Origin of the sequence: Actinoplanes sp. NPDC048988 (assembly GCF_043197815.1) — a bacterium.
Classification (GTDB): Bacteria; Actinomycetota; Actinomycetes; order Mycobacteriales; family Micromonosporaceae; genus Actinoplanes.
The window spans coordinates 47177-60314 of sequence record NZ_JBICTW010000013.1 but is presented as its reverse complement, the minus strand read 5'-3'; the positions used below and the strand labels follow the sequence as shown (position 1 = coordinate 60314).

Here is a 13138-nt window from a genome sequence, read left to right as displayed (position 1 = left end):
CATCTTCCACTATGGCCTGATGACCGATACGACGTACGACGTCATCGTGGTCGGAGCCCGCTGCGCCGGGTCCCCCCTCGCGATGCTGCTGGCCCGCCGGGGTTACCGCACGCTCCTGGTCGACCGGGCCACCTTCCCCAGCGACACGGTGTCGACGCACGTCATCCACCCGCCGGGCGCGGCCGCGCTCCAGCGCTGGGGGCTGCTCGACCAGGTGGCGGCGACCGGATGCCCGCCGGTGGGCCGGTACTCGTTCGACTTCGGGCCGCTCACCCTGGCCGGCGCGCCGGGCAGCGCCGAGTCGCCGTACGCCTACGCGCCCCGCCGCACGCTCCTCGACAAGATCCTGATCGACGCCGCGGCCGGCGCCGGAGCCGAGGTGCGGCAAGACTTCACGGTCGACGAGGTGCTGGTCACGGACGGCCGGGTGACCGGCATCCGCGGGCGTTCCGCGAGCGGGGCGCCGGTGACCGAGCGGGCCCGCGTGGTGGTCGGCGCGGACGGGCGCAACTCGGTGGTCGCCAAGACGGTCGGCGCGGCCGAGTACGAACAGCGGCCGCCGCTGACGGTGGGCTACTACTCGTACTGGAGCAACCTTCCGACCGACACCTTCGAGGCGTACAGCCGCCCCGGGCGCGGCTGGGCGGTGTGCCCGACGAACGACGGCCTGACACTGGTCATCGGCGGCTGGCCACACGCCGAGATGGCCCAGCACCGCGACGACGTCGAGGGCACGCTGATGGAGACGTTCGCGTTGTCGCCGTCGTTCGCCGAGCGGATCCGCGACGCCAAACGCGAGGAGCGCATCTCCGGCATGGCGGTGCCGAACTATTTCCGTACGCCGTCCGGGCCCGGCTGGGCGCTGGTCGGCGACGCCGGATACAACCGCGACTTCATCACCGCGCAGGGCATCACCGACGCGTTCCTCGACGCCGAGAACCTGGCCGGGGCGCTCGACACGGCGCTGAACGGCACGAAGCCGTACGACGAAGCCATGTCCGGTTACCAGTCCCAGCGCGACGCCCGCGCCATGCCGGTCTACCAGATGACCCTGGGCATCGCCTCGCTCCAGCCGCCGGACGAGCAGACGGTCCAGCTGATGTCGGCGCTCGCCGGCAGCCAGGAGGGTCAGGACGCCTTCGCCCGCCTCAACGCGGGCACAACGTCCCCGGTGGAGTTCTTCGCACCGGAGAACGTGGGCCGCCTGCTGTCCCTCAGCTGACCGGCCGTCCCGGCCATCGCCGCCCGTCGCCTCTTCGATCAGCAGCCGGGTCGTGTCGGTGCCGAGGGTGTGCGGCATCTGCGCGGCGGCCGGGTAGTCGCGTTCGTCCTCGCCGCGGCCCAGGGTCGCCGGAGCGCCCTTGGCGGTGATCAGCAGCGGGTCGACCCAGGCGTCGTGGTCGAGGTCGTAGAGGGTCGTCTCGCCGGTGGCCGGGTTCGCCACACAGGCGAGCCGGTGCCAAGGCGCCGGCTCGCCTGTGTGGCGTGGTCAGTTGGCGGCTTCCGGGTCGTCGGTGCCGGCGGGTCGGGGACGGGCCGGCACCTGGTCGGCGAGGCTGGCCGGGCGGCGGGTGGGCTTGACCTCGGCCAGCGTCTCGGGCCGGCGACCGGCGTTCGGGTCCTCGTCGGTCGCGGCGGCCCTGGGACGGTCGGCCGGCGGGCGGGTACGGCTGTACTGCGCCAGATCGGCCGGCCGGGTCTCCCGAAGGTGGTCGCCGAGATCCGCGGGCCGGCGCCCAGGCCCCGGAGGCAGCGCCCGGGGCGCCGGGAACGACGGCAACTCGGGCATGGCACCGGCGCCCGCCTCGGAGACGGAAGCCTCGTTACGCCCCGAACGGTGCGGCAGAGGCTGATCCGCAAGCGAGGCCGGCCGCCGCCCGGCAGCGGGCTGGACAGGCACAGCGGGCTGGACAGGCACGGCGGGCTGGACGGCCGGCACCGGCTGGGTGGGCAGCGTGCGCTGCGTCGGCACTGCGGTTTCGGTGGGCGGCGTCGGCTGCGTGGACACCGTGGGCTGGCCGAATTGCGCCTCAGCGGGCTGCGTCTGCTGGGCGGGCGGTGTGGGCTGGCCGAATTGCGCCTCAGCGGGCTGCGTGGGCTGGGCGGACGGCATGGGCCGGGCGGGCCGAGCCGGCTCGGCCGGCCGGGCGGAGGCCGAGGGCTGCGGCTCAGTGAGCCGCGTCGGCTGGGCGGGTTCCTCGGGGCGGCGCTGGGCCGGGATGTCGGCGCGGCGCTGGGGGAGGTAACTGCTCAGGTCTGTCGGCCGGTCGCCGCGGCTGAACGGTAGGGCCGGGAGGGCGGGGAAGGCCGACGCCTTCGGTTCGGCTGGGACCGAACTCGCGGCGGGCGGTTCGGGCTGGGCCGGGCGCTGCGGAAGCGGCCGGTCGAGGTTGGCTCGGAACGGATCCGCCTCGGACGGCTGACGACGGGGCAACGGGTCGGCCTGGAACGCGCGCTGCGGCAGAGGCTCCGGGTTGGCGCGGAACGGGTCGACATCGGCCAACGTCCGCCGTCGCGGCAGGGGAGCGGCTTCCGCCGGCGCGGCTTCAGCCTCAAGCGGGACCGCGTTCTCGGCGGCGACTGGCGCCTCGACCGGGGTCACCGAAGGTGTCTCGGCGGCGAGTGGCGCCTCGGCCCCGGCCACCGAAGGTGTCTCGCCGGCCAGTGGCGCCTCGGCCGCGGCCACCGAAGGCGTCTCGGCCGCGAGAGGCGTCCGGGCCGGGCTCCTCGACGGCGTTCCGGCGGCGAGTGGCGGCCGGGTGGGGGTCGTCGTGGGCGTTCCGGTCGCGGATGGCGCCTGGGCCGGAGTGACCGAAGGTGTTTCGGCCGTGAGGGGCGTCGAGGTCGGTGTTTCGGCGGCGACAGGCGTTTGGGCCGGGGCTACCGATGGCGGAGTCGGTGCGGGGGCCGTGGGTGAGGCTTCGGCCGCGGGTGTGGGCTCTGGGTCGGGGAGAGGCTGGCGGCGCGGCAAAGGGGTGGACAGGGTGGGCGTCGTGGGGGTGGCTTCGGGGGGTGTGGCCGGGCGCTTCGAAAGGAGCGTGGGCTCGGCGGGGGTGGGGTCCTGCTGCCGGGCTTCTTCGATCTGCGCGGCGGGGATGCGGCGGGTCGAGGTCAGGTCGGGGGCGGTGAAGCGGGTTGTCGCTTCGAGGTCGGGGGCCTCGAAGCGGCTGGTGACGTCGAGCCCGGGGTCGTCGGGGGGCGGGGTTGTGGTGCGGGCCGCTTCGAGGTCGGCGGGGGTCAGCGCTCGGGTGCGTTCGAAGTCGGTGTCGGTGCCGGTGCCGGTGGCCGGGGGGATCGGGGGGAGGGCCAGCGGCTCGCGGTAGAAGGTGGGGGCCTCGGGGCGGTCGCCGAAGAACGGGGTGGGTGCTGAGGTATCTACCGGGTCGGGTTCGGCCGGTAGGGCGAAAGCGCTGGTGAAAGTGCTTGTGGAAGAGGTGAAGAAGAACTCGTCGGGTGCCGAGTAGTCGGTGTAGTTGCTGCTGCTGTAGGTGGAGCCGTTCGAGGGCTCGGACGGCAGGAGGAAGCCGGTCGAGCTGGGGTAGACCGAGCCGTGGGGGAGGTCGTCGTCCTCGATGATCTCGGCGTCGATGATGTCGTCGTCGGGGTCGGAGGTGGTGTCGGTGGTCGACTCGACGGAGACCGGGTCGGGGGCGTGGGCGTAGGCGGCGTCGGCCTCGTCGGCGGCCATCTCGGCCTCGGCGCGTTCGATGCCGGCGCGGACGGCCTCGGCGGCCGCGGCCTCGACCAGCCTGGCCTCGACCGAGTCGGCCGAGGGCTGCTCGAGGGCGGTGTCGGCCGGGGCGGGAACCGGGGACGAGGGCGCCTCCTCGACGGCCGACGGGGCCTCGGCCGGTGACGACGCGTCCGCCGAGGGGCCGGCGGCGTCGGACTCGGTAGCGGCGGTGCCGGTGCCGGCTTCGGAGGAAGCGTCGGACGGGGAAGCGTCCGGCCCGGAAGCATCGGACGAGGAAGCATCGGACGAGGAAGCATCGGACGAGGAAGCGTCGGACGGGGAAGCGTCAGGCTCGGAAACGTCGGACGGGGAAGGGTCAGGGGAAATGTCGGAAGGGGAGGCGACGCTGCCGGCGCCGATCACCGGGTAGGCGGCCGTGCGGTCGTCCGTGCCGAGGTCGGCGACCACAGCGGTCGCGTCGGACGCGGTGGCGGAGGGCGAAGCGGCGGCCGGTTCGGGCTCGGTGGGCGGGAGGTCGGGGATGATCTCGGCGTCGATGGGCTCGTCGTCGGTGACGCGGGGGAAGACCTGGGTGGCGGCGGCGTCGGTGGAGGTGGAGGTGGGGGTGGAGGGGGCGCCGGACGGGAGCGCGTACGGCGAGGAGGCGCCGGGCAGGGCCCGCGGCTCGTCGAAGAACGGGGTCAGCCAGGTCGGGGCCGGGCCGGCCGGCAGGGCCAGCACCTGGGTGTCGTCCGTCGCGGCGTGGCGGCCCGTCGGGAGTTCGCCCGCGTGTTCGGACAGGCCGGCTCGCTCCTGGAGGCGCTTCAGGGGGCCGGGGGCCCACCAGGCCGCGTTGCCCAGCAGGCCCAGGACGGCCGGCACCAGAAGCATGCGGACGACCGTGGCGTCCAGGACCAGGGCGACGATCATGCCGACGCCGACGAAGCGCATGGTGGTGACCGAGGAGAGGGCGAAGGCGCCGGTGACCACGATCAGCAGCAGGGCGGCGGCGCTGATGACGCGGCCGGTGCGGGCCAGGCCGGTCGTGACCGCCTCCTTCGAGGTCGCCCCCTGGGTGCGGGCCTCGACCATGCGGGAGAGCAGGAACACCTCGTAGTCGGTGGACAGGCCGAACACCACGGCCGCCATCAGGACCACGATGCCCGCCTCGAGCGGGGCCGGTGTCACGTTCAGCAGGCCGGCCAGGTGGCCGTCCTGGAAGATCCAGACGAGGACGCCGAAGGTGGCGCTCAGGCTGAGCGCGCTCATCAGCACCGCCTTGATCGGCAGCAGGATCGAGCCGAAGGCGAGGAACATCAGGATCAGGGTGGCCCCGACCAGCAGGCCGACCATCAGCGGCAGCTTGTCGGCGGTGGCCTGGAGGCTGTCGATGTTGCGGGCGGTCGTGCCGCCGACCAGCAGCTCCACCCCGGCCGGGACCGGCAGCGCCCGGATGCTGTCGACCACGTCGCGCGGCTCGGTGCTGAACGGGTCGGTCGACGACAGGGTGGCCGTGAAGACCGTCGTGTTCTTCGCCCGCTGGGCCGGGGTGAGCTGCGCGATGCCCGGGATCTGGCGGAGCTGGACCGCGAACTTGGAAGTGTCGCCGGTGCCGCGCAGCACGATCTGCACGCCGTCGCCGGCGAACTGCGGGTAGCTGGCCTGGAGGGTTTCGATCGCCTGGCGGGCCGAGTCGCCGGCCGGCAGGGTGCGCTCGTCGGCCTCGCCGAAGCGGACGCCGCCGATCGGCAGGGCGAGCAGCAGCAGACCGGCCAGGATCGGCACCGCGACCACGACCGGGCGGCGCAGCACGCCGGTGGCCAGCCGGGCCCAGAACGACTTGTCGGGGTCGCCGCCCGAGAAGGGCAGGCGGACCGGCAGCTTGTCGACGCGCGGCCCGAGCACCGCCAGGACCGCCGGCAGCAGGGTCAGCGACAGGAGCGCGGCCAGGCCGACGGCGGCCAGACCGCCGTACGCCAGGGAATTGAGGAAGCCCTGCGGGAACAGCAGCAGCCCGGCCAGCGCGATCATCAGCAGGGTGGCCGAGAAGAGCACCGTGCGCCCGGCCGTCGCCACCGTGCGCCGCACCGCCTCGGCCGGTGAGCGCCCGGCCGCCTGTTCCTCGCGGAACCGGCCGACCATGAACAGGCCGTAGTCGATGGCCATGCCCAGGCCGAGCAGCGAGGCCACGTTCACCGCGAACGAGTTGACCTCGTGGTGCGCGGCGATGGCGTGCAGGATGCCGAGCGAGCCCAGCACCGCCGCGCCGCCGACCAGCACCGGCAGGGCCGCCGCGACCAGCGAGCCGAAGATGAACAGCAGCAGGATCAGGGTGATCGGCAGCGAGATGGCCTCGGCCTTGCCCAGGTCGGACGTGGAGCGCGTGGTGGACGCGTCGGCCAGCACGGCCGTGCCGGCGAGCTGGACCTTCGCGCCCTCGACGGCGAACTTGTCGTCGATCTCGCGGTACGCGTCGAGCTTGGCCCCGTCGTCGGCGCCGGCCAGGGTGACCACGGCGACGGCGCTGGACTTGTCCTTGGCCGCGTACTGCGGGCTGCGCGTCTGCCAGTACGACGTCGAGCCGGTCACCGCCGACTTGGGCAGCGCGGCCAGCCGCTCGCGGACCCGCTTGCCGAGCGCGGCGTCGTCGATCTTGCCCTTGGTGGGGGTGTAGATCACGACGAGGTCACCGCCCCGCGCACCGAACGCCTCCGTGACCGCCTCGGCGGCCCGGGAGGACTCACTGTTCGGGTCGTTGTAGCCGCCCTCGGACACCTGCCCGAAGACACCGAGCCCCCAGACGCCCGCACTGATCACCGCGACGAGCGCGACGGCCAGCACCGGCCACCGGAAGCGGGCCACCCACGATCCAAAGCCCGCGAACACCTAGTAACCCCTTTTGTCGCCTACGGCCGGCGCTTCCCGGCCGGCCCGATATGCAAGCACGTCATCGAAGCGTCGCCGCTTCCAGGGCCACCCCGCCGCACCCCTTGCCGTAGGTCGCGTCGGTGGTCCAGCTCAACCGCACCTGCCCGTTCTTCGGTGCGTGGTACGCCACGGTCAGCACCGCCGTCCGCAGCGTTCCGGTGCGCTGATCGAGCACGATAGAGCCGCCGGCCGTGCCCGTGGAGAGCCGGGCGGTCAATTTTCCGCGGGCCGCGAGCGAACCCACGTACAGCCGCAAGGTTCTCGTGTCCGGACCGGCCGGCACCGAGAGGGTGAAGCCGTTGTCCTTTCCGCAGGTGCGGATGCCGGTGTTCGTGCCCGTGCTGGCCGCCACCGGGCTGCCACCGGCCCAGCTGAACCGCTGCGGGCTCAGCTCGTGGCGGAACCGCGGCGCGGTCGGCGCCCCCTCCAGGATCTTGAAGCCGCCCCCGGCCGCCCGTTCCAGGGAGAACGTCCCGTTCAATCCCCAATGCACCCAGTCGGCCGCGCCCTCGGCCGACAGGTCGACCGCCGCCGGCACGTCGGCCTGCGTGATCACGACGCGGCCCGGGTCGGGCGTGGGGCTGCGGAACACCGGCGACTTGGGCGGCGTCGGCGACGGTGACGGCGACGCGCTGCCCAGCGGGATCAGGCCGGGCGAGCCGGCCGAGGGCAGCGTCAGGTCGCCCAGCGCCGGCGCCGGCGGGTCGACCGGCGGCAGCGCCTCGTCCCTGTGCACCATCGCCCGGGTGGCCACGAAGCCGAACCCGATGACCAGCAGCACACCGGCCAGGATCACCGCGGCCGAGGACAGCACCTCCTTGCGGCGCCCGCCGGTGTCGAGACCGTCCAGCGGCGGCGCGTCGTCCCGCCGTCGGGAAACGGCCCGATGGCCCGTCGGGCGTCGGCGCGGGGACAAGCGGAACTCCATCAGGGGGATTGGGGAGGTGCCTTAACAGACGCACACGATCTCACTTCGCCGTGTGACGGTGAAGAGCGGGATGCGTGACCGTCCGGACGGGGGATCACCCCCCTCGGCGGTTCGGAGGAGGTTTCACGCGGCGTGTTCGCGTGAAGCGCGTATCGTGTCCGAAGTTTCCGGACCGGCGTGATACAGGAGAGTCGACGACATATGAGTTCCCAGACCGCTCGCCCCGTCAACACCGACTCGAAGAAACGGCGCAGCCAGGCCATCGGCGGTGCCGTGGCCGGTGTCGCCGTGATCGCGGTGCTCGTCGCCGTCTTCGTGACCGTGCGCTCCGGCGACGACGACAAGAACAGCGCCCAGCCCGCGGCCGCCGCTCCCACCTCGGCGGCCGCGCCGGCGGAGGCCGCGCCCACCGAGGCCGCGCCCACCGAGGCGGCCCCGCCCGCGCCGACCGCCGCTCAGGTCGAGACGCCGGCCGCGCTGGCCAAGGAGCCCGAGGTCAAGGCCGGCGAAGGCAAGCTTTCCAAGCTCAACGTCACCGTGCTGGTCCCCGGCACCGGCCCCGCCGTGAAGAGCGGGCAGACCATCACCGCCAACTACAAGCTGGTCGACTACGCCACCGGTCAGGTGGTCGACTCGTCGTGGTCACGCGGCGCGCCGTTCGACGCGCCGATCGGTGTCGGCCGCGTCATCAAGGGCTGGGACCAGGGCATTCCCGGGCAGAAGGTCGGCAGCCGCATCCAGATCGACGTGCCCAACGCGCTCGCCTACCCCGAGCAGGGCAAGGACCTTCGCTTCGTCGTGGACATCCTCGCGGCGCAATAAGACATTCAGCGATACGGGATCAGCGGGTTCCGTCAAATCCGGGCGGAACCCGCCGTAGCGACCGGCTGGGTGCAACTCACCCTCCTCACCGGCTTCCGGCCGGTTCGCCGGGTCGCGGTCAAGGCAAAGTCACAACCGAGCGCGGTCAGAGCGCCTCGACCACCACGTCGAGTTGGCGGGGCTTCCCGGCCGAAGCTGGGTGCTCCTCGACCCGGTACTTCAGGTCACGGAGCGCTCCGATCAGCTCGCCGGTCGACGCCGGGGTCACGCCGGCCTCGGCCAGGGAGCGGACGATGCGGCCCTTGGTCGCCTTGTTGAAGTGGCTCACCACCGAGCGCTTGGCCACCCCGTCCACCACCCGCTCGTGCAGCACCCGGACCGTCGCCGCGTCGGCCCCCGGGGTCCACATCGCCCCGTACGCGCCCGAGCGCAGGTCCAGAATGGGCCCCGCGAGCGGATCGAGCGCCTTCGGCAGGACCTTCTTCCAGTACGCGGTCAGCCCGCCCACCGACGGCAGCGTCACCCCGACCGGGCAGCGGTAGGCCGGGATCCGGTCGTCCAGGCGCACCACACCCCACAGCCCGGAGAAGACGACCGCCCGCTCGTCGAGCCACGACCGGGCCGCCGGCGCCAGCGACGGGGCGTCCAGAGCCTCGTACAGCACCCCGCTGTAGATCGAGGCCGCCGGCGCCGCCGGTGCCTCCAGCAGCGCCGCGTTCAGCGCGATCTCGGACGTCTGCCCCGCGCTCAGCCCCAGCGTGGCCAGGGACTCGGCCACCGACCGGGCGCTCGTCCGCTTGCACATCGCCACCAGCCGCGACAGCACCCGCTTGCGGGCCGGCGCCAGCGACGGCAGCCAGTGCCCGGACGGGTCGACGGGAGAACCGGAGGTGGCGGGGGTCTTGCCCTCGGACGGCGGCAGGAGGATCAGCACGCAGGAAGGTTAGTCCGGGTTGCGGTCGGCCAGCGCGTCGGCCACTGTCGGATAGACCGAGATGCGCGGGGTCAGCCCGACCGTCTCCAGCAGCCGCCCGAGGAATTCACTGGGCGCGGCCAGCCGCAGCCAGCCGCCGTCGGCCCGGGCCCGGTTGTGGCCGACGACCAGCGCGCTCAGCCCGGTCGAGTCGCAGAATCCGACCCCGGACAGGTCGACGATCACCATCGGGGCCGGCCGGTCGAGCACCTGGTCGAGTGTGGTGGTCAGGACGGTGTTGCTGTCGATGTCGAGATCTCCCCGCACGGTGATGACCACCGACTCGTCGGAGTTATCCACCACGGACACATGCACTGGTTCCTCCCCGCTTCCGGCCGCTGAGGGCGTAGCCGAGGTACTGCCCAATCAGCGCGTGAAAGTCACCTGGACGCGGGAACGGAACCGGCCGGAACGGCGACGGTCGTCTTCACCGTCGCTTGGTCGAGCTCGCCGATACGGACGGTGAACTTGATCTCGTACGTGCCCGGGAACGGGAAGGCGACGGCCCCGACCGCGTGGTGCCGGGGGATCAGGCCGAGCAGCGGCTGCGTGACCGGCTCGACGTCGTGGTCGAGCAGCCGGGAGGTGACGCTCCACTCGTCGGCCGGCAGCGGCGCCCCGGCCGGCGTGTAGACGAACGCGTGGATCGTGTTGTTGTCGCCGATCTCGACCGGGTAGATGTTGAACTGCAGCGTGTAGAGCGGTGAGGTCAGCGTCTGCGACACGCCCTCCTCGCGGACGGCGCCCTGGTCGACGGCCGCGCTGCGCCCCGGGTTGACCTGCACCAGCACCGAGCTCAGGCCGAGGATCACGACCGTGGCCAGCACCTCGACGCCGACCGTGCGGCGCAGCCCGGCCGCGCCGGGCGCGCGGTGCACCAGCCTGCGGGCGAACCACGCGAACGCCAGCGTCACCGCGAGCACGGCCACCTTGGCCAGCAGCAGCCGCCCGTACCCGGTCTGCCAGAGCGCGCCGGCCGAGCCCACCTGGACCACCGCCTGCACCACCCCGCCGGCCACCAGCCACACCACGGCCAGCGCGGCCCAGCGCGACCAGACCGGCAGCACCACGCCCAGCACCCGCGGATCGGTGCGGCGCAGCAGGAAGACGGTGAGCGTGACCAGCCCGCCCAGCCACACCGCCATGGCCGCGATGTGCACCACGTCGGACGCGACGATCACCCCGGCCAGCGGGGAGGCGGCCGCGTGCCCGGTCAGCGGCCACGTCGTCATCCCGGCCAGCGCCAGCAGCACGACGGCCAGTGAACGGAGCCGGCCCGCGCCGCCGCGCAGCACCGGCGGCAGCAGGCCCGCGATCACGGCCAGCACGCCGATCCGGGCCAGCAGGGTCACGCCGTACGAGCTGGACAGCACCTCGCCCAGCTCGCGGCCGGAGACGTCCCACAGGGCGGCGCCGCTGCTCGCCGGCGCCTGCGCCCACAGCGAGGCCAGCGTGGCCACCCCGATCAGCCCGAGCCCCGCGTACACGGCCTTGATCGCACCCGCCCGGGAGCGGCGCCGCGGCCACAGGACCGCCAGGAACAGGGCGGGCCCGGCGGCGAGCGTCAGACCGGCGTACCCCAGAAAGCGCGTGACCGGTGTGACCAGCGTGACCGACCGATGGGTCCCGGCCTGGCCGGGGTCGGCGGGCCGCGTCGAGGGCGCGCCGACCGAGAATGTCAGCGCGCCGCCCACCGGATGGCTGTCGGCCGAGATCACCCGGTAGCTGACCAGGTACGTGCCGAGCGGCTGGTCGGCCCGGCGCACGGGAATGCGCAGCGTGGAGCCGGTCGCCCGAGCCGCACCGGAGATCCGCTTGCCGTCGGGCGAGATCACCTGGATGCGCCCGCCGACCGGCGTGACCGCCTCGCTGAAGGTGACGACGATCTCGGTGGGGGAGGTCCCCACGATGCTGCCCGGCGCCGGAACGGCACCCAGCAGCGACGCGTGCGCCTGGGCGGGGGAGGTCGGCACTGCGAGCACACCGAGGGCCACCAGGAGCAGGAGGAGCACGCGCTTCACAGGTGGTAGTTCGGATAACGGGCCGAAATGGTTCAACCGCTTACCGGGCCGATGCCGCGGGTAGTCGGTATGGATACGCTCACGCCAGGTCCGCGTACCGCCAGGAAAGAGGAGACCGTCATGTCCGTCAACCCCCGCGCCGGGAAGCCCGCCGAGCCGCGCGATCTGATCGACGTGCCCAAGGTCGTCTCCCGCTACTACACCGAGCATCCGGACCCCGAGGTGGTGGGTGAGCGGGTCACGTTCGGCACCTCCGGGCACCGGGGCTCGTCGCTGCGGAACGCGTTCAACGAGGACCACATCGCGGCCACCAGCCAGGCGATCGTGGAGTACCGCAAGGCGCAGGGCACCGACGGGCCGCTGTTCGTGGGCCGCGACACGCACGCGCTCAGCGAGCCCGCGATGATCACCGCGATCGAGGTGTTCGCGGCCAACGACGTCACCACGCTGATCGACAGCCGCGACGGCTACACGCCGACGCCCGCGGTGTCGCACGCGATCCTCACCTACAACAGGGGCCGCACGTCCGGGCTGGCCGACGGCGTCGTGGTGACCCCGTCGCACAACCCGCCGGACGACGGCGGCTTCAAGTACAACCCGCCGAGCGGCGGCCCGGCCGACACCGACGCCACCAAGTGGATCCAGGACCGGGCCAACGCCCTGATCGCCGCCGGCCTGAAGGACGTGCGCCGGATTCCCGCGGCGAAGGCCCGCGACCAGGTCGGCACGTACGACTTCCTCGACTCGTACGTGGGTGACCTGGGCGCCGTCATCGACATGGAGGCGATCCGCGCGGCCGGCGTGCGGATCGGCGCCGACCCGCTCGGCGGGGCCAGCGTCGCCTACTGGGGCGCGATCGGCGAGCGGTACGGCCTGGACCTGACCGTGGTGAACCCGAACGTCGACCCGACCTTCGGCTTCATGACCCTCGACTGGGACGGCAAGATCCGGATGGACTGCTCGTCGCCGTACGCGATGGCGTCCCTGATCGCCCAGAAGGACCGCTTCCAGCTGGCCACCGGCAACGACGCCGACGCCGACCGGCACGGCATCGTCACCCCCGACGCGGGCCTGATGAACCCCAACCACTACCTGGCGGTGGCGATCAACTACCTGTTCGGCGCCCGCAAGGACTGGCCGTCGGGCGCCGCCATCGGCAAGACCCTGGTCTCCTCCTCGATGATCGACCGGGTCGCCGAGAGCCTGGGCCGCCGCCTCGACGAGGTGCCGGTGGGCTTCAAGTGGTTCGTGCCGGGCCTGCTCGACGGCTCGATCGGCTTCGGCGGCGAGGAGAGCGCCGGCGGCTCCTTCCTGCGCCGCGACGGCGGCCCGTGGAGCACCGACAAGGACGGCATCCTGCTCGACCTGCTCGCCTCCGAGATCGTCGCGGTCACCGGCCGGACGCCCAGCGAGCACTACCGCGACCTGACCGCCAAGTTCGGCGAGCCGGCCTACGCCCGCATCGACGCCCCGGCCACCCGGGAGGAGAAGGCCGTGCTGGCCAAACTCTCGCCCGAGCAGGTCACGGCCAAGGAGCTCGACGGCGAGCCGATCACGGCCGTGCTGACCACCGCGCCCGGCAACGGCGCCGCCATCGGCGGCCTCAAGGTGGCCACCGCGTCCGGCTGGTTCGCCGCGCGCCCCTCCGGCACCGAGGACGTCTACAAGATCTACGCCGAGTCGTTCAAGGGCCCCGACCACCTCGCGAAGATCCAGGAGGAGGCCCGCGCGGTCGTCAGCGGAGCGCTCAAGAGCTGATCTTCTCAGCAACGGCGTTTCGCGGCCGACAGGTA

At 73.0% G+C, this 13138-nt stretch carries 8 protein-coding genes; 3 read left to right on the top strand and 5 right to left on the bottom strand.

Annotated features, from left to right (window positions below):
• Positions 1-19: 19 nt before the first annotated feature.
• The gene (locus ACGFJ7_RS32200; RefSeq protein ID WP_392645509.1) at positions 20-1222 is read left to right on the top strand and encodes an NAD(P)/FAD-dependent oxidoreductase; all 1203 of its coding nucleotides are present in this window, start codon (positions 20-22) and stop codon (positions 1220-1222) included.
• A 267-nt stretch (positions 1223-1489) separates the two neighbouring features.
• Here the strand turns inward: ACGFJ7_RS32200 and ACGFJ7_RS32195 are convergent, their stop codons facing one another.
• Positions 1490-6559, bottom strand: a complete 5070-nt coding sequence (locus ACGFJ7_RS32195) for an MMPL family transporter (protein ID WP_392645507.1) — start codon at positions 6557-6559, stop codon at positions 1490-1492.
• Between the two features lie 61 nt (positions 6560-6620).
• Positions 6621-7517: a hypothetical protein gene (locus tag ACGFJ7_RS32190; protein WP_360253291.1), complete on the bottom strand. Its 897-nt coding sequence runs from the start codon at positions 7515-7517 to the stop codon at positions 6621-6623.
• A gap of 213 nt (positions 7518-7730) precedes the next feature.
• Here ACGFJ7_RS32190 and ACGFJ7_RS32185 point away from each other — a divergent pair, with 213 nt between their 5' ends.
• A complete protein-coding gene (locus ACGFJ7_RS32185) occupies positions 7731-8351 on the top strand; it encodes an FKBP-type peptidyl-prolyl cis-trans isomerase (RefSeq protein ID WP_360253289.1) in 621 nt (206 codons plus the stop codon).
• Positions 8352-8496: 145 nt separating this feature from the next.
• Here the strand turns inward: ACGFJ7_RS32185 and ACGFJ7_RS32180 are convergent, their stop codons facing one another.
• The 3 genes from ACGFJ7_RS32180 to ACGFJ7_RS32170 form a co-directional block, all read right to left on the bottom strand.
• The gene (locus tag ACGFJ7_RS32180; protein WP_392645505.1) at positions 8497-9285 is read right to left on the bottom strand and encodes a YaaA family protein; all 789 of its coding nucleotides are present in this window, start codon (positions 9283-9285) and stop codon (positions 8497-8499) included.
• Between the two features lie 9 nt (positions 9286-9294).
• Complete coding sequence (locus ACGFJ7_RS32175; RefSeq protein WP_360253285.1) at positions 9295-9633, bottom strand: STAS domain-containing protein; 339 nt, start codon at positions 9631-9633, stop codon at positions 9295-9297.
• 71 nt (positions 9634-9704) lie between these two features.
• The gene (locus ACGFJ7_RS32170; protein WP_392645503.1) at positions 9705-11345 is read right to left on the bottom strand and encodes a copper resistance CopC/CopD family protein; all 1641 of its coding nucleotides are present in this window, start codon (positions 11343-11345) and stop codon (positions 9705-9707) included.
• Positions 11346-11465: 120 nt separating this feature from the next.
• On the opposite strand from ACGFJ7_RS32170, the gene pgm reads away from it, so the two are divergent.
• Positions 11466-13103 (top strand): phosphoglucomutase (alpha-D-glucose-1,6-bisphosphate-dependent), encoded by a 1638-nt coding sequence (pgm, locus tag ACGFJ7_RS32165; RefSeq protein ID WP_360253281.1) that lies wholly within the window; start codon positions 11466-11468, stop codon positions 13101-13103.
• The last annotated feature ends 35 nt before the right edge of the window (positions 13104-13138 follow it).